Source organism: Thermofilum adornatum (assembly GCF_000446015.1).
Lineage (GTDB): Archaea > Thermoproteota > Thermoprotei > Thermofilales > Thermofilaceae > Thermofilum > Thermofilum adornatum.
In genome coordinates this window covers 904,250-925,994 of sequence record NC_022093.1, presented here as the reverse complement: position 1 = coordinate 925,994, position 21,745 = coordinate 904,250, and the positions used below count along the sequence as shown (strand labels likewise).

Here is a 21,745-nt window from a genome sequence, read left to right as displayed (position 1 = left end):
TAAAGTGAGAAAAATTATCTATCTTTTTTCCTGTAATGCTTCAATTATCATTCTCTCTTCCAGTGTTAGTTTTTGTATTAGGTCGTAGTAGGGGACAGCGAACAAGCTGTCGATAAAGTTTTCTTTTACTATTTTTCCTTTGAAGATAATTGCTCCTCTATTTGCGACTCTCTTGGCTTGTTCCGGGTCATGGGTAACAATTATTATTGTTGTTTCACGTGAAAGCTTTCGTATGAGTTCTTCTATTTTTGATTCATTAACGGGGTCTAAATTGGCTGTGGGCTCATCCATTAGTAGAACCGGCGGACGCAAGGCAAGCGCCCTTGCAATGCACAAGCGTTGTTGTTGTCCGCCACTAAGAGAAGTTGCCGGCTTTTTCAGTTTGTTTTTAACTTCTTCCCACAATCCTGCCTGTTCAAGGGCTTCTCTTACTATTTCATCTAGTTTTCTGCCTTTAGCTACTCCGTGTAGCCTTGGTCCCAGCGCGACGTTGTCATATATCGAGAGGTGAGGCAACGGGTTTGGCATTTGGAAAACCATTCCAGCTAGCCGTGCCACTTGTTCGCGGGGGAGCTCCCTGTAAACATCTATGCCCATTATCTCGACTTTTCCTTCAACTCTGGCCTCTGGTCTAAGCTCTATTAATCGATTTATCGTCCTTAGCAGGGTAGATTTTCCACATCCAGAGGGGCCCAATATGGCGTATACGCTGTTTCTTGGAACACTGAGGTTGATGTTAAAAAGAACTTGTTCATTTCCATAGTAAACATTTAAGTTTTGGATTCGGACAGCTGGATTTTCCATTAGAATCTCACCTCTTTTGTAGCTTTCCTAATAATGAGAGATAAGGAGATGCTAACAAGTGCAAGTATAGAGCTCGCGCCCCATGCCAGTTTTTGCCAGTTTTCATATGGTGTCTTTGCGAAGTTCCATACGAGGAGAGGCAATGTGCTTGAGGGGCCGTCTAATCCATAGAAGCCATAAAATGCTGCTCCAGCAGTGAAGAGCACAGGTGCTGTCTCGCTGAATGCCCTGAGAAAAGCTGAGAGAAGCCCGACAAGTATACCCCTCAAATTCATTGGAACAAGTACAAAGAAGACAGTCTTCCACCTAGGTAATCCTAAACTGTGTGCGGCCTCCCTATAAATGAAGGGGATAACTCTCAGAGATTCCCTCACCTGAACCACTGTATATGGAAGTATTGCCAAGGAAAGACTCAACGCACCGGCAATTAGCGATGTGTTCTTAGTCGCAAGAACGTATGTTGCATAAATAAATATGCCGAGGATTACACTCGGAACTTCGCTTAGGAAGTGTGATGCACTTTCTGCCAGTATTGCAAGTCTGGTCTGTGGATATTCATTTATGTATACACCTGTCAAGAAACCTATAGGAAAAGCGATGGCTACTGCTAGTGATATCATTACGAAACTACCTATGAGCGTATAATAGATTCCTCCGGGAGACCCTTCACCTGGAGCGGCAGGTGCCGTAGTAAAGAATGCTGGTCCTGCTTCGATTATCACTTTGAATCCAAGGATTAGGGGTACAATTATTAGGGAAAAAATCGCCAGTAGAATAAATCCAACAGATAAAACGATCAATAAGAAACCAATTTCATTTTTTATGGAGCGAAGATTCACTATTGCTCACCTCTAACAATTCTGACACTTCTGTTGGCCAGCCTTAATCCAATATAGGAAAAAAATGCGCTGGTAATCAAGAGAACGAGGGCTGCAAACATTAATGCACTATATTCGTACTTGTAATAGGTAGCCATTCCAAAATTATTAGCAATTAGGCTTGTAACAGTTGAAGCAGGTAAAAATGGATCCAAGGGCAACCTGTAGGCATTTCCTATTACTAAGGTAACTGCAGTGGTCTCTCCAACAGCTCTGCCAAAACCAAGGAGAAGAGATGATACTATGGCGGGAAAAATCATCTTTAAAACGATGATGGCCCGCTCGATCTTTGTAGCACCTAAACTAGCTATTGCCTCTATGTATGATAAAGGTACAGATGCATATACGGATTTAATTATCGCCGTGGAGTATGGAGCAATCATGATAGACAACACTAGTCCAGCCGTTACAATGCTCGCTCCTGTGACATTGACATATCCAAGCTTTACAGCTAGCTGTCTCACCAGTGGCACAATAAGTGTAAGACCCCACAAGCCGTAAAGAACTGTTGGAAAAGTAGACGCGACATTAATTAGTTCTTCAATTGCAAAACGCGCCCTGTACGGAAAAATTTCCTGGATAAAAATAGTTAGAGAAATCGAGAAAAATGCTGCAAACATGATCGCAAGAATAGCCACATACAGAGACCCAACTAGGGGAGGAATTATTCCATAAACTTCTTTTGCTGGATCTTCTGCTGCATTCCATTGAAATTCCGTGAATATGCGAAGTCCCTCGTAAGTGAGGACTGGGATAGATTCCTTGAAGAGAACAAGAATCAAAAGAATATCTATGCTCAATAGTAGAACTCCTGGTATAGATAGCATGATCCTTAACATGTCTCTATTCATAACTTACACTCACTAAGTATTTCGTAGCCAAGTATATATAGTTTATGTTTATGATAAACATGAAAAACAAAAATATATAGAAAGAAAATATTTTATTTATTTACCAAAAAGTTGAGATAGCTGAAGTATTTTCTGTGAAATACTTTGTGGTATTGGCGCATAACCTTCTGCAATATTTTCTGGCTTCTGACCGTCTGTAGCTATAAACTGTAACCATCTTGCAAGTGCCTTTCTCGTGTTTAGGTCGTAGTTGTCAGGAGACTTGAGAAACATGTAAGTTGGGGAAGAGATTGGATAGGCATCTGGATCTGTTGTTCCAAAGATCTTCGATAGAAGGTCTAAACTGTATATATCACTAGTAAAATCGACATCCAAGCTTTTAACGGCTAAACTGACCCTTTCAGGAGAAGGTTGTACGAATTTACCTGCATTGTTTCTTAAAGCTACCACACCCATTCCCTTCATATATGCCAGTTCGACATATCCCATGGAGTACGGTGTTTGCTGAACCATGCTTGCAACACCTGTATTTCCTTGTGCACCTTGTCCTCTTCCCATCGAGTCAAGAGGCCATTGAACCGTTTTCCCAGTTCCAACTTTTGTTTTCCATTCGCTCGAGACAAAGCTCAGGTAAGACGTGAAGACAGCTGTTGTTCCACTGCCGTCACTTCTATGAATAAAGTATATCTCTTTGTGCGGTAAGAGATTCGCGACTTCAGGGTTTAGTTCCTTTATCTTTGGGTCATCCCAATAATTTATTTTTCCGAGGAGGATGTCTACGAGAACTTCTGGTGTAAGCTTGAGTGGTTGTTTGTCTTTTAGCTCCGGTACATTGTACACTACCGCTATTCCTCCGAGAAGGTAGGGAACTTGATAAACAATCCCATATTTGTTTTTAGCCTGGTTCAGCTGTTCAATTGTCAGTGGAACATCCGAGCAACCAAAGGTCGTAAGACCATTAATGAAGTCGCTTACTCCTTGGCCACTACCTACAGCGCTGTATTCAATCTTTATATCTGTATTTGTAGAAGTAAAGACTTGTATCCATTTTCTGAGCTGGGCCTCGGGAAAAGTTGCACCACTTCCCTTTAGGAGCACTGGCTGAGAAGCTTGTTGTGATGATTGCTGGGATGGTTGCTGTTGAGAGGCTTGTTGTTGAGCAGGCTTGTTTGCAGAGAAGATGAATAGTCCAGCCAGTACTACTACTATCGCTATGGCGATTACTATTATTTTTTTATAGTTTTGTCTTTGACTCATACATGGTTACATAGAATTGGCTATCTTATGTACTTTTTGCTTATAACTATGTAATGAAATCGTAAAAACTATAATTCTATATATGATTTAATTAGTGCCTTCGTGTTTGATTGGTCCTTGTTCCTTTACAACTCTATTATTGTTCCAGTTTTCGTGTCCAAAGAATATCCTGCGGGTAGCGTCGCTTTGTCTAGGTTCCTGATTTTTTCTATTATTTGGCTCACTAATTTATTTGTATAGGCTTCTCTTCTTATCACGATGTCATATCTCTCGCTTGTGATAGGTTTAAACTCTAGACCATATCTCTCAGCAATATATTTTACACCTATTCCTACGTCAACTATTCCCCTGCTAATGAGGTAAGCTACTGCCTCGTGGGTTTTAACCTCAAAGGTATAGCCAGTAAGCCTTTTCTTCATCTCTTCAGGCGATATTCCTAGTTGACGTGATTCCTCTTCTAACATGTGATCAATGAGTACACGTGTACCGCTTCCGGGATTCCTGTTGACGAAGCGTAGATGTTTATCGACTATATCTTTAAATGAAGAAACTAGTTCTGTGTTTTTCCTATATATGAAGCCCTGTTCTCGCTTATAGCCTATGAGAACTAGTGCTTGTTTAATGTCGAGCTGTCTTATAATTGGTAAATTGTATTCTCCCGTAGCTGGGTCAAGTAGGTGTGTTCCAGCCATGTCTGCTACTCCGCTTTTTAGTGCTTGGAGCCCTGAGAGCGAGCCGACGTTGACCATGCGTACTTTGTCGTAGCCTGGCAGATTTGCAACTATGGATTGTAACAGTGGGTCATGGGAACCAATAATGTTTAGTTCATAGTTTTTCTGGAATGGGTTTAATAGCACGTCGACTTCTGTCCCTTCTGGAAGGTGTTCTGTGTCCTCTGGAACAATTATATAGCCGTCTAATAGTGACATTGCCGACACACGTCCGCTGTGACCCGTTAGGGGGTAAGCCTTCATTTCTCCGTTGTGCTTCAGGATTGCGGGCACAAATACCCTTATACCTGGTTCTCCACGGATAGGTGTCTCTATGCGTGCCTTTATTGTTGGGACCTCACTTTTAGGCGTGCCTTGAAGCTTTAGTATTACGGGAAGAAGGTAGAGGTTGACTGTTAGCAGACATGAAAGTGGGAAGCCGGGCAACGCGAAGACTATCTTGTCTCCGTGGACGGCTACAGCGAGGGGTCTGCCGGGCTTTTCTCTTACACCATGGAGTATGATTCCTGGTTCGAGCCTGCTTAGAACCCTGTAGGTTTTATCCTCTAGGCCGGCAGAGGTTCCGCCAATCGTTGCTACTATATCGTTTTCATTTAATGCCTTGTGTAGAGCTTCTTCTATTTCTTCAACTACATCGTGTACGCGGGGATATATCTTGGGCTCTGCTCCTATGGACTTTGCATAGGCATAGATCATTGTTGAGTTGGAGTCATAGATTTGTCCGTATTCGAGCTTTTCTCCTGGAGTTTTCAGTTCGTTGCCTGTGGGAATTATTCCTAGGCGAACCGGCCTATATACCCATACCTTGTCTATCCCTACAGCTGCTAATACTGAAACTAGAAGTGGGGTGACTATAGTCCCTTTCCACGCGACAACTTCTCCTTCAGCAATATCGGAACCAGCAATGTCAATGTTTTCACCTCTGGCTACCGAGCGGTAAAACTCTACTTCGCCATTCCTCGCGTGCGTATGCTCAATTAACACGACGGCATCTGCAGGATAGGGAACAACTGCGCCAGTAGAGACTTCTACACATTGTCCTCTTTCTAGTCTAAGCAACTTGGTCTCTCCGGTAGCCACTTTCCCGACAAGCTTCAAGGTTTTTGGCCTATCCTCGTATACTCCCGCTAGGTCTTCACTTATTACAGCGTAGCCGTCTACTGTTGCCCTAGTGTATGGAGGATAATTGGAGGGTGAAAAAATGTTTCTGCTTAAGACCCGCCCTATTGCCTCCTTCAAGGAGACTTCTACTTCTCCTAGTGGATTAAGCGGCCTGTAAGACTCTATAAGTGGGATTACTTCGTCGACGCTTACCATTTTTCTAAATATTTTTCTCTCCAATATTTTCCACCTCTCGGTACAAATTAACCTCTACAGTTTCGCCTTCATCGTACCCCTCAACCCCTTCAGGCACTATGACGTAGCCGTTGCCCCTGAGGAGACTTGCCAAAGCACCAGACCCCCCTAGCATTACTGGTTCAGCATAGTACTCTTCGTTTTCCCGGTAAACACGCACCCTGGCAAAGCCTATAACACCCATTTTCACCGAGATGCGCCTTGTAAGTTTAGCCCTTATCGTGGGTAATAGCGGAACCTGCATCCCTAGCTTCCTAGCAAGAGGCCTAAAGAAAACCTCAAGAGTTGATAACGCAGCAACAGGAAGCCCACTAATAGCCAATATGAGCCTGCCGTCCTTCACAGCCACGCACGCAGTTTTCCCCGGCTGAAGGGCCAAGCCGTGAACAATGTATTCCGGCTCTAGCTTGTTTATAGCTTGCACTGTCAAGTCGTGTCCACCCATCGATGTCCCACCTATAAGTACGGTTAGCCACTCCTTCCTTTTCTTTAACCAGCTAACTATATGTTCCACAGAGTCCGGCGAGAAGTCTATTGAACTAACGTTCACGCCCAGGGTTTTTAGCCATGAGGCTACAAATATGTGCGTGTATGGTCTGAAGAATGTTTGGGAGATTATCTCGTCGCCTATGTTAAGTATACTGGCGCTGAAATCATAAACATTTACGGTTTCTTTTCCTTCCAACATGAGGCCTGCAACGCTGTGTGGCTGTATTCTTTCGCCCTGTCCCACTATCCTTATATCAGTATCGTATTCTTCGCCAGGCAAGGAGACATTTTCCCATTGGGCCAAACGTTTGTAGATATATACTCGATCCTCTTTTTCTACTACATCTTCAATAGGCACCACGGCGTCTGCGCCCTCTGGTAGAAGAGCTCCAGTTTCTATCTTGGCGGCGTAGCCTTCAGGCAGAACCATTTCCTCCTTAGAACTTGGCCTTATAACGCCCTCGATTTTCCTGAGCACTACTGGAGTGCTAGGTCCGGCGGCCTCTACATCGCGAGACCTAACCGCGTAACCGTCGACAACGGTTTTAGGTCTTGGGGGAAGCTTAAAGGATGAATAGACATCCTCGGCTGAGTATAGCCCAAGAGAGTCTGTTACGGGCACCTTGATAACGCTGGGTAACCTAAGGAACTTTAATGATTCTTCTATAACCCTGCCTACACTGTGAAGCTTCCTCAAAACTTATCACCAACGAATATAAAAGTCCCTAAACTCTCCCCTATAATCCTCCCACTTTACCTCAACATTTTCTACTCTTGCCATTGGGGGTCCACGCCAAGCCCATTCTATAAGTTTTTTTACGGCTTCCTCGTCTCCCTCGGCAACGGCTTCTACTCTCCCATCTGGTAGGTTACGTACCCAGCCAGTTACTCCCAGACTCCTTGCAACCTCCTGCATGGTTGCCCTATAGAAAACTCCCTGGACAAGGCCAGATACAATAATGTGAGCTCTTACAAGTCTAGTCATGTGGTAGATATGCACTAGAGGACTAAAAATGTTTACTGCCTAGACGAGTCTTGCGGGTTCCCAGCTTATCTCCGAAACAATAGTTTTTGCTTTGAGGTTATTTAAGACCTCTACTGCCTTATCTACTTGCTCGTCGTGCACTACGGTGAATACAGCGTCCCCTATCTGTGTCTGCCCTGCGTATGGTATTCCTGCCTCTTCTAGGGCATTGAAGGCTCTCTTAACGTTCTCAGTCGCTAGCCCTGTTTCCAGAGAAAATCTCTTGGAAACCTCAAGTAGTTTTTCTAACGATCTTTCACGAATAAGCTCGTCTATCAACCTCTTTCCAACGGCGTCTATTAAAGGTAAGCTAGCTGAAGACAAGATCTCCGGCTTGCTTCGGCTTCCAAAAAAGCCTATAATCGCTTTCATGTCCTTGTCAAAGAGGAGCCTATCTACTAGATCGTTTCCAGGCGCTCCTGGTCTAACAACAATAACAACGCCACCTGCAACAAGCCCCGAAACCGTTCCTAGTCCTGTCTTGCATTCCACCTCTGCAACATGTGCAATTTTTGCTAGATCTAGGTAGCTTAGCCTTAATCCTAGTAGCCGTCCCAGAGCGAGAGCCGTGGCTAGAGCACTTGCACCACTTGTGCCTAGTCCGCCACCAATTGGAACAGATACATCAACATAGATTTCGACTCCAAGCTGTCCAGGGAACATAGACAACAGCTTCTTCGCGACGGTACTGACTGTTGGGATTATCTTGCCGCCGTCACTAATACTGATTTTGACTCCTTGTTGCTCGCTTTCACAAGCTGTAACTGTGACACCCTTTTTCAGCGCTAATCCTGCACCTCTGGCCCCCGTTAACAATGGATCCTCGACTATGTGTGTCTCAAATATTCCGCTAAGGCCAGCCGGGCTCCAAGCAGAGGCACATCTCATTTTTCCTCGCCAAAAGTTATGCCTGAGCTTTTTAGAACCTTTACGACTGGGGGTGTTAGAATCGCGATAAAGGGTATCTCTGTCAGATATGTCCACAAGAACCAGACGAGGGCAGCCCAGCCTGGCAGATATGCTTGTCCACTGGGTAATGTAAAGAACTGGCTGAAAACCCAGACACCTATACCTATGTAGGCTGACCCAAGCATGAGTCCAGTAGATCCTGAAACCACTATTCTCCTATCTTCGCCCTTCAGTAGAATCGCTGGCAGGGCCGTTGCAATTATGGCTATAATTGCCGCGAATAGGAAAGAGTAATCTAGGAGATTGAAGTAGAGCAATGCAACAAGGATTAGAGTAGTTAGGAGGAGTTCTGAGAAAATAAGCATTATAATCTTTTTTTCGTCTCTCAGCTTCCTATAAAGGTAGCCTATTGTATAGAAGCCCAAGAAATTTGCTGGGACGCCTACGGTTAGACTCAACAGAGGATTCCCGTGAACAACCATGTCACTGATAAAAATTCCTATGGCTGCGCCAACCCCACCTATCATAGGCGAGAAAGCGATCGAGAATATTGCTGGCACAAATACGGAAGGCCAAAAGCGAACAGTGCTAAGGATAGGGGTAAATAGACCTAGGTAGGTAGCTATGCCGAGGGCCGCATAGAGCGCTGCGCATATTGCAATCAGTGTTATTTCTAGAGACCTTTGTATCTTCACGGGCTGTTCGAATTAGGGAAAATTTAAAATTTTTTAGTTTAACTAATTTAACAACTACATGAGTCAACATTCTTGACAAGACAATAAGGAGAAAACTGATTCATTTGGGATGAAAAAGCTGTCCCCTATTCGAATTCGATTGTAGCTGGCGGCTTATTAGTAATGTCGTAGAGAACTCTATTCACTCCTTCAACCTCATTTGTAATCCTGTGCGATATTCTGTCGAGAAGTTCCCATGGTAGCTTAACAAAGTTTGCAGTCATAGCGTCTTCGCTTTCAACGACTCTTAAAGCCACCACGTATTCATAGCTTCTGACGTCGCCCTTGACACCTACAGTCTTCAACGAAAGTAGAACAGGGAATGCCTGCCACACTTTACGGTACCATCCACTTTTCAGGAACTCTTCTTCAACGATTTTTGTCGCTTTCCTTAAAATGGAAAGTTTATCCTCGGTCACCTCGCCAATTATTCTTACTGCTAAACCAGGCCCAGGAAACGGGTGCTGGTACACTATCTCTTCCGGTATTCCTAGTTTAAGAGCAATTTTTCTGACCTCATCTTTATAGAAGTCTGCTAGGGGCTCTAGGATCTCTATGCCTGGGAGCTGGCCCATTACTACATTGTGGTGGCTCTTTATTTTCGCTGTTGCTCGGCTTGTTTTTCCACTTTCTACTCTGTCTGGATAAATTGTTCCTTGGGCCAGATAATTTATCTGGCCATATTTTTTCTCGACTTCCATGACTGTTGAAACAAAGATTTCACGAAATGTTTCCGCAATAATTTTTCTTTTCTCTTCTGGGTCCGTTACACCTTTTAGCCTTGAGAGAAACAATTTTTTGGCGTCAACAAAGTGGATGTGCTCAAAGCCAAGAGATTTTAGGGTTTTAAGTACCCTTTCAGGCTCACCTTCACGGAGTAAACCCGTATCTACGAAAACTATGTGAACACTGTTTGAACCAAAAACTCTTAACATTATTGTTGCCGTAGTTATTGAGTCTACTCCACCACTAACAGCGACTAGTACGTTTCCACGAGTTTTTTTCTTTAGCTCCTTTATTTTTTCTTCGACGACGTCTTCTACAAACCAGTTTGGCTGTGCCCCCGTTATTCTTGCTAAGAAGTTTCTCAGAATCGTCATTCCATGCTCGGTGTGCTTGACCTCTGGATGAAACTGGACACCGTATATAGGCTTAGCTATGTGTCTAAATGCCGCTACGTAGGAATAGTTTGTTTCAGCTAGTCTAATAGTGTCGGGCGGTAACCTTACAACGGCGTCCCTATGGGACATCCAAACGGTTTGCTCTTTTGGGGTCCCGCGGAAGAGTTCGTCGTCCTGCAACACATTCATTTTGCTTAAGCCATATTCCGCTTCATCTCGCCTTTGAACCTCTCCACCAAGCATGTCTGCCAACAGCTGGTGGCCGTAACATATCCCTAGAACTGGTACCTCTCCACTTAGGAGCCAATGCGAAACCTCTTTGCTTGGCTTTGGCGCGTTGGCCTCGTATATGCTTGCGGGTCCACCTGACAATATGACGGCGACGGGATTTAAACGCTGTATCTCTTCTAGGCTGGCATCGTACGGCAAAAGCAATGAGTGATAGTTTAGTTCACGGATTCTCCTGGCTATTAAGTGTGCATATTGCCCTCCAAAGTCTAGGACAACTACGCTATAATCCGTATTTTTCGAATGCATAATTGACCCTTTCCCTAACAATTCTCTCTACGTCTGTCCTGGATAAACCATACGGATCAATTATCTCGTCTTTTACTATAGGCTTGCTCTTTACGAAAACGTATACAGGTCTAGATTCGCCCCTTAGCACTTTCTCAATAGGATCATCGAAGGTCACTAGGTCGCCTTCTGGCTTGATGTTGTATATTTCGTATCCTCCAAGAGTTGCCTTTGCAAGGAGATCCATAGTAGCGCCGTGCAACTTGACTGCATCCTGAAAAGTCCTAAAAAGGTTACCCGTTACTAGAGGCCAGTCACTACCAAGCGAGTCAAAATGTTCTATGCTTCCAAGAGTCCTGTTGTAAAGATATATGTTTGAAGTTGGACAATGTACAACTTTTAACCCCGCTTTACGACATTTCTCAGGAGAAGCTATACAGTGGACAGCTATTACCCTGTCTAGTTCTTTTCCAAGAGCCTCGACAAGTGCATCTACTTCGTCAATACCTTCAGAGAGATGCAACGCGAAGGGTAGGTGAAGTTTTCGGGAGATATTATAAGAGGCCCTGAGCATCGAAATATCTGCCTTTTTGATAGAGTGAACAAAAAATCCTAGAGAGAAATATCCATCCCACAGGAAACTATTTTCCACATACTTGACAAATATGTTTTCTGGGAGGCTCCAACCATCAAGATTCATTACGGTTGGCAAAAGTACGACCCTGGGAGTTGCTTTAAGTTTTTTAACAGCTTCGATATTACCCTCGAGGCTCCCGGTCAGTGAAAGCATTGTTACACCATCAATTATGGAGGAGAGGATTGTTGCCTCTGCAAGTAACGCTGAGAGCTCCTTGTCTTTTCTTATGGCTGCCTCGTTTACCCTCAGCTTTCTATTCTCAAGCCATTCATATGAGTCTCTCCAGTGTCCACCTTCCCCCACATCCACAACTTGTGGATGTGCGTGGGCGTCGCTGAAGCCAGGAGAAACAGCAGACTCGAAATACATATCTTCGGACGTTGATACCTCTAATCTAGCGTTCTCAATTAGCTTGCCATGTAAGACTAACTGTCCTATCTCTACTGTCCCCATTAGTATTTCACCTCGAAGAGGCCTCTAGCCTGGCTCTCGTGCAAGCCTGCATTAGTCAATCTAACAAACCTGGACTTTTTCTTCAATTCTTCTAGGTTTACGGCTCCAACGTAGCCCATCCCCTGCTTTAATCCATTAACTAGGAATTCGACTACACCTTCTACTGGTCCCCTACATGGTACTAGTCCCTCTACACCTTCCGGAGCCTTCTTGAATTCTCCATAACGTTGCGATCCACTTTGGAGTGCCCCCCTGCTTCCCATGCCTCGGTAAACCTTGAAGCATTTGTCATCCCTCTTTACAATTTCTCCCGGTGCCTCGTCTGTTCCTGCAAGTAAGTATCCGAGCATTACTGCATCTGCACCTGCGGCTAGTGCCTTTACTATGTCTGCAGGCTTCTCGATTCCGCCGTCTGCAACCACCGTGACTCCATATTCTCTTGCCACATCTGCCACCTGTGCAATGGCAGAGAGCTGTGGATATCCCACTCCTGCAACTTCTCTGGTTACACATGCATGTCCCGGTCCGACCCCAACCCTAAGGGACGAGGCGCCTGCATGTATCAAGTCTAGGGCAGCTACTCCTGTAACTATGTTTCCAGCCATGACCTCTGCTCCGATGCTTGAATACCTTTTTGTTGCCTCGACAACGTTTTTGCTGTGCCCATGGGCAGTATCTATGACTATCAAACTCGCGCCTTTATCTAGAACCTTTGATACTCTCTCGTCGTCGAAGGGCCCAACAGCTACACCTATATTTATTCCTTCATCGGCAAGAGTCTTAACATACTGTAACAAGTTTTCTTCAGGGAGATTTCTGGGAAAAACGCCCAGTCCCCCCAACTGTCCAAGTTTTCGCGCCATCTCGATGCCTGTCACAGTGTCCATTGGACTCGAAACGATGGGTATTTTTAGTAAAAGTTTTCTAGTGAGCCTTGTAGAAACATCGATATCGCTGAGCTTTACGTCCGAATAGGCTGGAACGATTAAGACATCATCGAAGCTCAGTCCTATTTCTGTGTTTTTAATTTTCTCGACGTATATACCCATACAATGTCAAACAGTATCTAAAAATAAAACATTTTGTATAGACAGTTAATATTTTATACCAAGTGTATATACATTTAAAACATGCCTTTGGCAAGGAAACTAATAAGACTTGGAAAAGCAAGCCTAGCAGTCACGCTTCCATCAAAGTGGCTGAAGAAACATGACTTAAAGGAGGGCCAAGATGTTTACATTGAAGACAGAGACGACTACTTAGAGATATGGCCGAAACCCCGTGAGGCAGAAGAAATAAAGCAAGAAGCACAGGTAGAAATTGAGCCAGGCGAGGAAAAATCGACCGAAAGAATAATTATCTCCTATTACTCAGCTGGATACACGAGCATTCGCATATCTTATCCTAAGAAGACAAACAAGACACTTCTAAAAGAAAATATTAGAAGAAGCTTACTCCGTCTAGTTGGACTAGAGGCATTTGAAGAAGAAGAAAACTACTTTTTGCTACAAATGATTGCAGACACTTCCACTATTAGCATTGAAAAGATTATATCCAGAATGGAGCTATTGTTGAAGAATAATCTTAGAGACCTAGAAGAATATGCACGCACAGGCCACATGCAGTACTTGAAAAGCATCATTGAGAGAGATGAGGAACTAGACAAATTCTATTTCCTGCTAAGCAGGCAGGTAGCATTATCACTAAAAAGCAGTAGCTATGCAGAAAAAGTAGGAATACCCCAGAGACCACTATTACTTCCATATTTCAATTATGCCAAAACTCTTGAGAGATTGGGCGACGTATTTGTGAGCCTTGCAAGAATTCTTCAAAGAGGTCAAACAGTCACAGAAGAACAAGTTGAAATTATAAAGAAAGCTGTGACCTGTGGGATAAATGCGTTTCAGAGAGGAGATAAAGTTAGCAAAAAGGAGCTGGGAAAGCTGTATTCCAGCTTTTTTACTCAAGGAAAAGAGTTGACCCTTATAACATATCTTATTGGAAATGTTCTTTCACTTTCGTTGGATCTCTTGGAGGCACGAGTAGACTTTGAGGCTCTGACACCTGTTCAAAAATAGTCAAAAAAGAAGATAAATTTATATTTATGAAATGTTTTGTTCATATATGCATAAATTTGTGACAAGGATAGCTATTGTTAATATTGGAGATATAAGACCTCATGAAGAAACTGATATGATGCATACATATGAACTGGTACGTGACATTTTAGCCAGGGGCGTCCTTGTAAAACCAATTGTGGTTGATGAAGCAAGCATGGTAATTCTTGATGGACACCATAGGTTCGAGGCACTGAAGATGATGGGTTTTAAAAGCATTCCTGTAGCTATGGTTGACTACTTTTCAGATGCAATCGTTGTTGAGTCTTGGAGAAACAATATTAGACCTACAAAGGCAGAAGTAATCGATCATGCCCGCAGTGGCATTCTATATCCATACAAGACGACTAGACACATGGTTATTCTCGATGGAAAGAGATATCATATTTCTGAAGTAGTTCCCGAAGTAAACTACAAGGTTGTTGCAAATGCCTCGAAGCCTGGTTCTGAAGTCGTAGAAAAACTGGTGAGAATAATTTAGGCAGAACTGGAACTTGTAATGCCTGGTTGCTTTATCAAATTTATAAGGGAAAGGGTATCGTACCAGGAACATCCACTTGTCCTCTCGATGTCAAAATTTCCCCTAATCTCTATCGAGATTTCCTCGTCCCGCAGTGGGAGGTTAAGTTTTACCTCTCTGTATGTATCTGAGGGTACCAGAACTATAGAGTACCATAAGCCGCCGAATGTTTTTACTCCTTCGAGCCCGCTTGGACCGTATTTTGCATGGATAACTAGGGTCCTTGTAAATTCTACTTCTCCGTCTCCCCCGTAGTCTCCTCTCGAGTTTTTGTCAACGAGGTTGCGTATCATTCGTCCATCGGAAATGATTACAAAGTATGCCCTGTATACGTTTCTACCTATCCTTTTCTTAGCAAACAATGTTCCGCTGATTTTGACCCGAGCCAAGCCTGTTCAGTGCATTCAGAAAAGACCTCGCTAATAAAACTTTCTTTCCATGGGAAAATCCAAAAGCTCATGCTGTTTATGTCAGCGTCTAAAGACGACCCTTCTACGGAAGCCTATTTCAAGCAAGTATCTTTGATGATCCTTAAGCCTGTCCTTCACACCATAAATAAAAATGTACTTGTCTTCTACCTCTATTTTTAGGTTTTTCATGTTAAGGAATTTCTCTACATATTCTTTTACCTCTCCTTCATCGACCTCTGTTTTCAACGCGGGACAATTCACTGGACAAACCGTACAGAAGTCTCCTTTGATGTAGTCGAGCCCTGGACAGGGTACCCTCTCTCCACTATAGAGGTAAGCCACATAGTTGCTGGCACAACAGGCAGACAAAAACGGTATGAGACCATTCTGTCTCGAGATTTGGATTGCCTGTTCCTTGTATTCTCTCATTGGAACAGAAACCTGCTTACCAGGCTGAAGAGACTTGTCCCTTATTCTGTCTTTTATTTCTCTCGTGTTTACTCCGAATTTCTCAAGACGTGTGAGTATTAGTGGGGTTACTCTTAGACTTCCTATGACGACTCCTTCGGCTCCATGGTTTTTTGCCTCCTTAATTATATCCTCTAGCTCTTCTGTCGTTGTGCCCGGAATTATTGGTCTTAGGAACAGCATGGGATGTAATCCGTGTTTCCTCATTTTTTTCATCGTGTCAAGCCTATCGTATGGGTCTGGGGCCTGTGTTTCCAGGATCTTTGCATGCTTCAGAGTCACTATCGTGATTAGTGGATTTATTGGTATTTTTCTTTTCGAGAGCCAGTTTATAACCTCCTCTGGAACTATGGCTTTTGTCGAAAACTGTATTGGGTTGCCGAGGTATCTCTCAAAGGAGGAGACGTACTCCATTGTTCTTTGGGCGCCCTGTGGGTCAACAAAGGGTTTGCCGACGCTCCCTATTGCGATAAGCGAGCCTTTCCGTGTAGGTAGAAAATACTTGTTTCTAAGGAGGGCATATGTGATTTCTTCCCCGTTTAATCCATAGATCTGTGGGACGGTTGTGCTGATACCCATGTCTGGGAGGTAGCAATAGGTACAGGCAAATCTACATCCAATAACAGTGTGGACGGTGAATCCGCATGGTCGTGGTGGCTTTTTTGCATGATAATCCGATGACGCCTTCGACTTGCTCTCTTGTCCGAGTTGCTGTTCGAGCTGATTCAATAAGAGGTACTTTTGGAAAAGAAGTTCTCTTAGAGACAATTTCATTTCTATGCACTATACCTGGGGCGCCTGCTTACATACCTCGGTAGGGACGTATATATCCGTGGGTATCCCTTAGTTTCCTCAAGGATCCTAGAGACAAGTTCATCAACCGTAAGCTCTACTTGACCTTTACCCCTTATTCTTACACTAAGCTTGCCTGACTCGACCTCTTTTTTGCCAAGAACAACAATGTAAGGTATCCATTTAACTTCCGCCTCGCGTATCCTCTTTGCTAGGCTCTCTTCTCGGTCGTCTATGTCCACTCTAATCAAGTTTTCTTCTAGTACCTGTGCTATTTCATCTGCCCTTTTGAGAAATTCTGCTGAGAAAGGTATTATTCTGACTTGGACAGGAGAGAGCCAAACTGGCAGGGAGGGTGTTTCTCCCTGTTTTGCCTTCTGGACAACGGTATCGAACACAGCGAAAATATAGCGCTCTAGAGAGCCGATGAGTGCTGTATGAATAATAACTGGGTACTTGCGTGTATTGTTCTCGTCAACATAGGTTATTCCGAATCTTTCAGCATTTCCTATATCTATCTGGAAGGTTCCTATTTCTCTCGGCCTCCCCAGCTCGTCAATTATGTTGTACTCTATGTTGAGAACCCAATAATATTTGCCTTCCGGAACAAAATGCAGTAGGACTGGTTTTTGTTCCTTCTCAAGGAGCTTCATAAGGTAATCTTTGTTCTTTTCTAGGAAAGACCGGGTCAAGTTGTATATGCTTACATAGCTTCTGCCCAGCTTCCCCATTTCCTCGTAGATCTTCTGGTGAACCTTGAAGGATATCTCCATTGCCTCCTGTAAGTCACGGCAGAAGATGTGTAGATCCGGCATGTGGAATTTTCTAAGTCTGAAACAGAGTAGTAGCTCTCCTGGCTGTTCAAGCCGATAGCTGTCTGCAACCTCGAAAGCTCCGAATGGAAGATCTCTGTAGCTTATGTCCCAGTCCCTGACCATTGCAAACTGCTGGTGACAGGCCGCATATCTGAGTATAAGCTTCTTCTCGTCTACTTCGAGCTGGTATAAACGGTCTCCAAAGAGTTCTGCGTGTTGCTGTACAGGCTTAAATGACAAATTGAAGGTATTTGTCCCCCTAACCTTGTAGACAGGTATCCCTAGGCTTTTGGCACAGAGCCAGGCATATTCAGCTACAGCCTCCAGCATCACTGTTGCTTCGGGGCCATAACGCATGTGTCCAAGGTCGCTCATGGGCTCCCATTCAAACCCAAACTTCTTGCAGTACTCTAGGTACTTCGGTTCTCCCCCCTCACGCTTCGCCTTAAAAACTTCCGCCTCAAGGAGTGCTACAAAGTCCCTTGGCAACTCTTTTTCGTCGAGTTCCTCGATGCTCACTATCCTGCCATCTGGGAACATTACGGCGAAATCAGCGTAGCCCCGTTTAGGCTCTACTCCTGGCAAAATAGACCTAGATAACTCGGACAATGGGTGACCATAGCAATCAATTACAAACCTTTTGTACCATCCGAATGGCGCCCTTGAAACCTGAACCCCTTTCTCTGAGATTTTTTCTGCAACCTGGACGAGAACCCTTTTAGCTTCCTCCGGCGGGGCGAGGTTACTAGATAAATGTGCATATGGATACACTACAATGCCGGATGCGCCTACTTTGCCATAGACATCCAAGATGTCTGAGACAGCTTTCTCTACAACATCCGGTGAAGAGCCGTCGCCTTTTTCTACCGTGAGAAAGACAACGAGCACGTTTTGAAACTTTCCTGCTTTGTTTTCGCCGAGTTCCTCTGCAGCTTCTAAGGCTTTTTCTTTAGCTTCATATTCAAATGTTTTTGCATGGATCAGTAATATTCTCAAATAGACCCCCCTCGGTTTACATATTGTGACTCATAAATCAATCCATCGCTTTCTTATTCAATGTCATCAATCCTGGCTCCAAGCTTTTTAAGTTTGTCCTTGATCTTGCCATAGACCTGTTTTTCATAGACTTTTGCCTCTTCCTCTATGGAAAATTCCTCTTCCTCCTCCTTCTTGCCTGAAATCTTTTCGAGCTTAAACTTACATGTGCCATCTGGCAGAAGAGCATGCTTGGAGCACCCTGCAAACTGGCATTTCCAGCCTATACATGGCTCGCCTGTCCACGTGCAGAAGGCCTCGAGTCCACGTTTAGTCTTCCTGTAAATCAGCGCGTTCTTGTAGCAAGTGAAGGCGTGGAACGGACAAATAGGGGTACAGAACACGTCTTTTTGCATTTAATCCCCCAACGCGACAATCCATTCCGTCAAGCATTCAGTATTGTGAAACTAGTGGAATATATGTTTTTCTCTGGTTTAAGGTTTAAAAAGCCTTGCTAGATCTTCTCTTCCATTTTTTTCGAGGAATTCTGCGAGTTCGCTAGCAGTGGGAGACGAGTGCGCACCAAACCTTGTAACCTTTATTGCTCCGGCAGCATTGGCTATAACAAGGGATTCTTTTAGACCTATTTTCCTTTTCCAAGCAACGAGAAAAGCCGCGTCAAAAGCATCGCCTGCACCAGTAGCGTCTAAGGCTTTAACTCTGAATGCTTCAGCCTTTATCTTATACTGGGGCGCCTCAGAGCCTTCACTTCCTTTCTTGATAATAATCAAGGGCTTCTCAATGCTTGCCGGGTCGATTTTAAGGGCTTCATTCTCGCGTTCATTCAAAAACAGGACGTCCACGTATTGCAGAACATTCTTGATGCTTTTGAACCCCCTCAGACAGATGGTCATGCCTGGATCCCAGCTTGTCGAAATGCCCATCTTCTTCGCCTCCCTGAAAAACCAATATGAGTATTCCGGGCTCGTGCTACTTAGATGCAGGTGGTCAATGCCTCTGAGGGTTTCTTCTGGGTTAAAGGCTCCTGGTCTAAGCTCGCTGTTGGCGCCTCTATGTGCGATCATTGCTCTTCTACCTTCTTTGTCGAGGAGGACAATTACGCGTCCAGTCTGTTTGCTCGAAGACTTTACGTAGGCTACGTCTATTCCTCGTTGTTTAAGCTCGGATAAAACTTCTGTGGCCTCTGGGTCGCTTCCCACAAATCCAATAAATCTCGCGTAGTGACCAAGTTTAGATATGCCTGTAGCAATGTTTGTTGCCGCTCCTCCTAGGGATGTCCTGATCTCCAGTGCTTCCACTGCTTCGTCTGGCTGTGGTATTTTTTCGACAAAGTAGTATATGTCTATGTTTGCATTGCCTGAAACAGCGAATTTTAGAGTCATATGTGTTAGATGATTATCTACGCTAAATAAATATGTAGGCGCTTCTTTCCTTTTATTAGTGGTAGGTTGTGGCAAATAGTACGAAGGAGCTGGCTGAGCTTAAAGCTTATTTGGAAAAGAAGCTAGAGGAATTGCGTCAAGAAGAAAAAATACTTGAAACAATGATAAAGCTTGTTAACGAGGCACTGGGATCCTCGAGCTTTGTCAAAGCTTCTGAGCTTGTACAAAGACATACCGAAAAAATGGAGCAGGAGAAGCCCGCTCCAAGCACTAGAGAAGAAAAACCAATCGAGGAATCACTAATAACGGCTATGCAGTCAGCTGAAAAGCTTGCCAGAGTCATTGTTTATCCGAAAAGAATAGAAATAGTTTTCTTGAAGGACTTTAACATAAATACTCCTCCTTTCCAGAACTTTTTCGTAAGGAGACTACTGGAGGGCTTTAAAAGACAGGACGAAGACCTAATAGCCAGAGGTGAGAAAAGCCCGGACGAGATAATTACCTATAATATTGAGGAAGAGGGGGGAACACTTAAACGGATTATTATTGAAAACTATGGCGACAAAGGCAGGATCCGAGAGATAAAAGGCTCCCTCAGATGGACCCTGAATAGGATGCTTGAAAGGACATAGAAACTGCATTTTTTAGTATGGGCACGGCGTAAGTAGTCTAGGACTGCTGGATTATTGTTTTTCTCTGGGACTTATACATCTCGATTAGCTCGGCCTCGGTTGTAGCTTGTTCTGGCTTCTTGTCAAACCTGTATCTACCAGTGAAGCGTGGAAACCTTATGGCTAGACCTACGCCTTCTTCTATTTTGTTTAATGCACAAGTATGTAATGGGCTTAGAGTTATTTCCGCGCCAATTATTTCAAGGACAACGGCTGGAACAAACCAGACGTCTGCCTCCATTTTGGAAAATACTCTTGGATGCCTATGCGGCAAGATGTATGGTTCAAGCATTTTAGGCAGGTTTGCTAGATCCTCATCTGTAAAGCCTGAACCAACCTTGCATACAGTCTTGAAGGTGTCTGTTTCAGGATCGTATGCTGCCATGAGCAACGCACCATAAGTCCCCGCTCTTTTGCCTCTTCCCTTGAAGGCGCCGACAACGACCAGGTCTACAGTGTCGGTCATCTCAAGCCTATAGTCCCGTTTGAATTTTATCCATAGCCAGCCTCTTGCACCCATCTGGTAGACGCTGTCCGGACCAATGGATTTACACATTATACCCTCGCATCCATCACTTATAGCCTGTTCAAAGAAGTGCAAAAGATCCTTGGAGTTGTCAATGATTTTAGCGCTACTTAACAAGAGGTTTTCCTGGCCTTCTGGAACTATTTTTTCAAGATTCTGTCTCCTGTCGGGAAGAGGTTCATCAATGAGTTCTCGTCCAGACAAGTAGACGATATCAAAGAGATAGACCCTTACAGGATACTCTTTCATGGCTTTGTCTACGTCGTATTTTCGTCTCCTGTGCATGAGTTCCTGGAAAGGTAGCATTTCGCCTGTGTCAGGGTTGTAGGCTACTATTTCTCCTTCAACTATCGCTTCGTCCGCTTTAAGTTGCTTCATATATTCTACGACGTCCGGATAGTGATGTGTAATGTTTTCTAGGCGTCTGCTGAACAGCCAGACCTTTTCGCCTTTTTTGTGGGCTTGGACTCTTTCCCCGTCATACTTGTACTCTGCAAGACATTTGCCGCCAAGCTTTTGCAGTATTTCGTCTGGGTCGCTTAGTCTCTCTGCCAGCATTGGTAGTATTGGGACACCTACTTCTATCTTGAGCGATGCCACCGCATCTATTCCCTGTGAGGCTAGCAACTTTGCTATGTAGCCGAGGTCGGGATGCTTAGTGTATGCCTTCTCGACTATGTCCCTGGTATTTTTAGACCCTGTAAAGGCTATTGCCAGTGCGTCAAGTATCGTCATGTCAGCTATGCCTAGCCTTAGTCTTCCCAGGACTGTTCGAAGAATATATCTTGCTTCTTTTGGCTTAGCATCCTTAAGCAAAGATACAAGCGTATTTATTTTTGTTTCCTGGGCTCCTTCACCGGTTGCCTGCGCAATTCTTAGGAGCGCGTTGTAGACTTGTGAAACTGTTAGCTCTTTTTTGGGCTCCATGGTTCCAATGAAGTCTAGTAGTCCACCGGTGCGGGAAGTAGACATGAGTTTTTCGGCGAGAAGCCCTATGTCCCCAGTTTGCTTATACATATCTTCTACGTCTTTCACATGTCTACCGGTGGCTCTTGCCAAAGCTCTTAGAGCCAGTTTCTCGGCTACTCCTAGCTCTACGCCCTCATAGTCTGGACGGAGCTGTCCCTGAGTCAGGTATATGACCTTGTCAATTATGCTGGGGGGTGTTTTCTTGAAAAGTGCAACAAGGTAATCTGTCATGGCAATCCTGCTGGTTATAGACTCGATTTTTTCGTAGAAGTCTGCTAGAACCGAATATGGTAAATCTTCTCCGGTTTGACTCATAAAA

21 protein-coding genes are annotated in these 21,745 nt (G+C 44.1%); 3 read left to right on the top strand and 18 right to left on the bottom strand.

Features of this window, described 5'->3' with window-relative positions:
* Nucleotides 1–18 precede the first annotated feature (18 nt).
* From N186_RS05060 to guaB, 12 genes are all read right to left on the bottom strand, one after another.
* Nucleotides 19–804: a phosphate ABC transporter ATP-binding protein gene (locus N186_RS05060; RefSeq protein WP_020962696.1), complete on the bottom strand. Its 786-nt coding sequence runs from the start codon at nucleotides 802–804 to the stop codon at nucleotides 19–21.
* Nucleotides 804–1,643 carry a PstA family ABC transporter permease gene (locus tag N186_RS05055; protein WP_020962695.1) on the bottom strand — a complete coding sequence of 280 codons (840 nt, stop codon included), beginning with the start codon at nucleotides 1,641–1,643 and terminating at the stop codon, nucleotides 804–806. The genes N186_RS05060 and N186_RS05055 overlap by 1 nt, the downstream gene beginning before the upstream one ends.
* Entirely contained in the window at nucleotides 1,643–2,533 is an 891-nt protein-coding gene (pstC, locus tag N186_RS05050) for a phosphate ABC transporter permease subunit PstC (RefSeq protein ID WP_020962694.1), read from the bottom strand. The genes N186_RS05055 and pstC overlap by 1 nt, the downstream gene beginning before the upstream one ends.
* A 96-nt stretch (nucleotides 2,534–2,629) precedes the next feature.
* The gene (pstS, locus tag N186_RS05045; RefSeq protein WP_020962693.1) at nucleotides 2,630–3,790 is read right to left on the bottom strand and encodes a phosphate ABC transporter substrate-binding protein PstS; all 1,161 of its coding nucleotides are present in this window, start codon (nucleotides 3,788–3,790) and stop codon (nucleotides 2,630–2,632) included.
* 125 nt (nucleotides 3,791–3,915) lie between these two features.
* Entirely contained in the window at nucleotides 3,916–5,862 is a 1,947-nt protein-coding gene (locus N186_RS05040; protein WP_052885524.1) for a molybdopterin biosynthesis protein, read from the bottom strand.
* A complete protein-coding gene (locus N186_RS05035; RefSeq protein ID WP_020962691.1) occupies nucleotides 5,843–7,063 on the bottom strand; it encodes a molybdopterin molybdotransferase MoeA in 1,221 nt (406 codons plus the stop codon). Before N186_RS05035 ends, N186_RS05040 begins: the two co-directional genes overlap by 20 nt.
* A gap of 6 nt (nucleotides 7,064–7,069) precedes the next feature.
* Nucleotides 7,070–7,351, bottom strand: coding sequence for an acylphosphatase (locus N186_RS05030; protein WP_020962690.1), 282 nt, complete (start codon nucleotides 7,349–7,351; stop codon nucleotides 7,070–7,072).
* Between the two features lie 39 nt (nucleotides 7,352–7,390).
* On the bottom strand, nucleotides 7,391–8,278 hold the full coding sequence (locus N186_RS05025) for a pantoate kinase (protein WP_020962689.1): 888 nt from the start codon (nucleotides 8,276–8,278) through the stop codon (nucleotides 7,391–7,393).
* Nucleotides 8,275–8,994: a hypothetical protein gene (locus N186_RS05020; protein ID WP_020962688.1), complete on the bottom strand. Its 720-nt coding sequence runs from the start codon at nucleotides 8,992–8,994 to the stop codon at nucleotides 8,275–8,277. The genes N186_RS05025 and N186_RS05020 overlap by 4 nt, the downstream gene beginning before the upstream one ends.
* Before the next feature lie 125 nt (nucleotides 8,995–9,119).
* A complete protein-coding gene (gene guaA / locus N186_RS05015) occupies nucleotides 9,120–10,691 on the bottom strand; it encodes a glutamine-hydrolyzing GMP synthase (RefSeq protein ID WP_020962687.1) in 1,572 nt (523 codons plus the stop codon).
* On the bottom strand, nucleotides 10,666–11,760 hold the full coding sequence (locus N186_RS05010; RefSeq protein ID WP_020962686.1) for an amidohydrolase family protein: 1,095 nt from the start codon (nucleotides 11,758–11,760) through the stop codon (nucleotides 10,666–10,668). The genes guaA and N186_RS05010 overlap by 26 nt, the downstream gene beginning before the upstream one ends.
* The gene (guaB, locus tag N186_RS05005) at nucleotides 11,760–12,809 is read right to left on the bottom strand and encodes an IMP dehydrogenase (RefSeq protein WP_020962685.1); all 1,050 of its coding nucleotides are present in this window, start codon (nucleotides 12,807–12,809) and stop codon (nucleotides 11,760–11,762) included. The genes N186_RS05010 and guaB overlap by 1 nt, the downstream gene beginning before the upstream one ends.
* Before the next feature lie 81 nt (nucleotides 12,810–12,890).
* Here guaB and N186_RS05000 point away from each other — a divergent pair, with 81 nt between their 5' ends.
* Nucleotides 12,891–13,838 carry a phosphate signaling complex PhoU family protein gene (locus tag N186_RS05000; RefSeq protein ID WP_020962684.1) on the top strand — a complete coding sequence of 316 codons (948 nt, stop codon included), beginning with the start codon at nucleotides 12,891–12,893 and terminating at the stop codon, nucleotides 13,836–13,838.
* Nucleotides 13,839–13,953: 115 nt separating this feature from the next.
* Nucleotides 13,954–14,358, top strand: coding sequence for a ParB N-terminal domain-containing protein (locus N186_RS04995; RefSeq protein ID WP_187146995.1), 405 nt, complete (start codon nucleotides 13,954–13,956; stop codon nucleotides 14,356–14,358).
* Here N186_RS04995 and N186_RS04990 read toward each other — a convergent pair.
* The 5 genes from N186_RS04990 to N186_RS04970 form a co-directional block, all read right to left on the bottom strand.
* Entirely contained in the window at nucleotides 14,355–14,786 is a 432-nt protein-coding gene (locus N186_RS04990) for a hypothetical protein (protein WP_020962682.1), read from the bottom strand. The genes N186_RS04995 and N186_RS04990 overlap by 4 nt on opposite strands.
* Before the next feature lie 81 nt (nucleotides 14,787–14,867).
* Nucleotides 14,868–16,004: a radical SAM protein gene (locus N186_RS04985; protein ID WP_187146994.1), complete on the bottom strand. Its 1,137-nt coding sequence runs from the start codon at nucleotides 16,002–16,004 to the stop codon at nucleotides 14,868–14,870.
* 47 nt (nucleotides 16,005–16,051) lie between these two features.
* The gene (locus tag N186_RS04980; protein WP_020962680.1) at nucleotides 16,052–17,878 is read right to left on the bottom strand and encodes a threonine--tRNA ligase; all 1,827 of its coding nucleotides are present in this window, start codon (nucleotides 17,876–17,878) and stop codon (nucleotides 16,052–16,054) included.
* A 53-nt stretch (nucleotides 17,879–17,931) separates the two neighbouring features.
* A complete protein-coding gene (locus tag N186_RS04975; protein WP_020962679.1) occupies nucleotides 17,932–18,273 on the bottom strand; it encodes a hypothetical protein in 342 nt (113 codons plus the stop codon).
* A gap of 78 nt (nucleotides 18,274–18,351) precedes the next feature.
* Entirely contained in the window at nucleotides 18,352–19,260 is a 909-nt protein-coding gene (locus N186_RS04970) for a carbohydrate kinase family protein (RefSeq protein ID WP_020962678.1), read from the bottom strand.
* A 68-nt stretch (nucleotides 19,261–19,328) separates the two neighbouring features.
* On the opposite strand from N186_RS04970, the gene N186_RS04965 reads away from it, so the two are divergent.
* A complete protein-coding gene (locus N186_RS04965; RefSeq protein ID WP_020962677.1) occupies nucleotides 19,329–19,892 on the top strand; it encodes a hypothetical protein in 564 nt (187 codons plus the stop codon).
* 37 nt (nucleotides 19,893–19,929) lie between these two features.
* On the opposite strand, the gene N186_RS04960 is transcribed toward N186_RS04965, so the two are convergent.
* Nucleotides 19,930–21,741: an ATP-dependent DNA ligase gene (locus N186_RS04960; protein ID WP_020962676.1), complete on the bottom strand. Its 1,812-nt coding sequence runs from the start codon at nucleotides 21,739–21,741 to the stop codon at nucleotides 19,930–19,932.
* Nucleotides 21,742–21,745 lie beyond the last annotated feature (4 nt).

Bases quoted from the DNA above. Each gene is read 5' to 3' on its own strand.
- N186_RS05060 (WP_020962696.1), bottom strand. From the start codon at position 804: ATGGAAAATCCAGCTGTCCGAATCCAAAACTTAAATGTTTACTATGGA.
- pstC (WP_020962694.1), bottom strand. From the start codon at position 2,533: ATGAATAGAGACATGTTAAGGATCATGCTATCTATACCAGGAGTTCTA.
- pstS (WP_020962693.1), bottom strand. From the start codon at position 3,790: ATGAGTCAAAGACAAAACTATAAAAAAATAATAGTAATCGCCATAGCG.
- N186_RS05030 (WP_020962690.1), bottom strand. From the start codon at position 7,351: ATGACTAGACTTGTAAGAGCTCACATTATTGTATCTGGCCTTGTCCAG.
- N186_RS05025 (WP_020962689.1), bottom strand. From the start codon at position 8,278: ATGAGATGTGCCTCTGCTTGGAGCCCGGCTGGCCTTAGCGGAATATTT.
- guaA (WP_020962687.1), bottom strand. From the start codon at position 10,691: ATGCATTCGAAAAATACGGATTATAGCGTAGTTGTCCTAGACTTTGGA.
- N186_RS05010 (WP_020962686.1), bottom strand. From the start codon at position 11,760: ATGGGGACAGTAGAGATAGGACAGTTAGTCTTACATGGCAAGCTAATT.
- guaB (WP_020962685.1), bottom strand. From the start codon at position 12,809: ATGGGTATATACGTCGAGAAAATTAAAAACACAGAAATAGGACTGAGC.
- N186_RS05000 (WP_020962684.1), top strand. From the start codon at position 12,891: ATGCCTTTGGCAAGGAAACTAATAAGACTTGGAAAAGCAAGCCTAGCA.
- N186_RS04995 (WP_187146995.1), top strand. From the start codon at position 13,954: ATGATGCATACATATGAACTGGTACGTGACATTTTAGCCAGGGGCGTC.
- N186_RS04975 (WP_020962679.1), bottom strand. From the start codon at position 18,273: ATGCAAAAAGACGTGTTCTGTACCCCTATTTGTCCGTTCCACGCCTTC.
- N186_RS04970 (WP_020962678.1), bottom strand. From the start codon at position 19,260: ATGACTCTAAAATTCGCTGTTTCAGGCAATGCAAACATAGACATATAC.
- N186_RS04960 (WP_020962676.1), bottom strand. From the start codon at position 21,741: ATGAGTCAAACCGGAGAAGATTTACCATATTCGGTTCTAGCAGACTTC.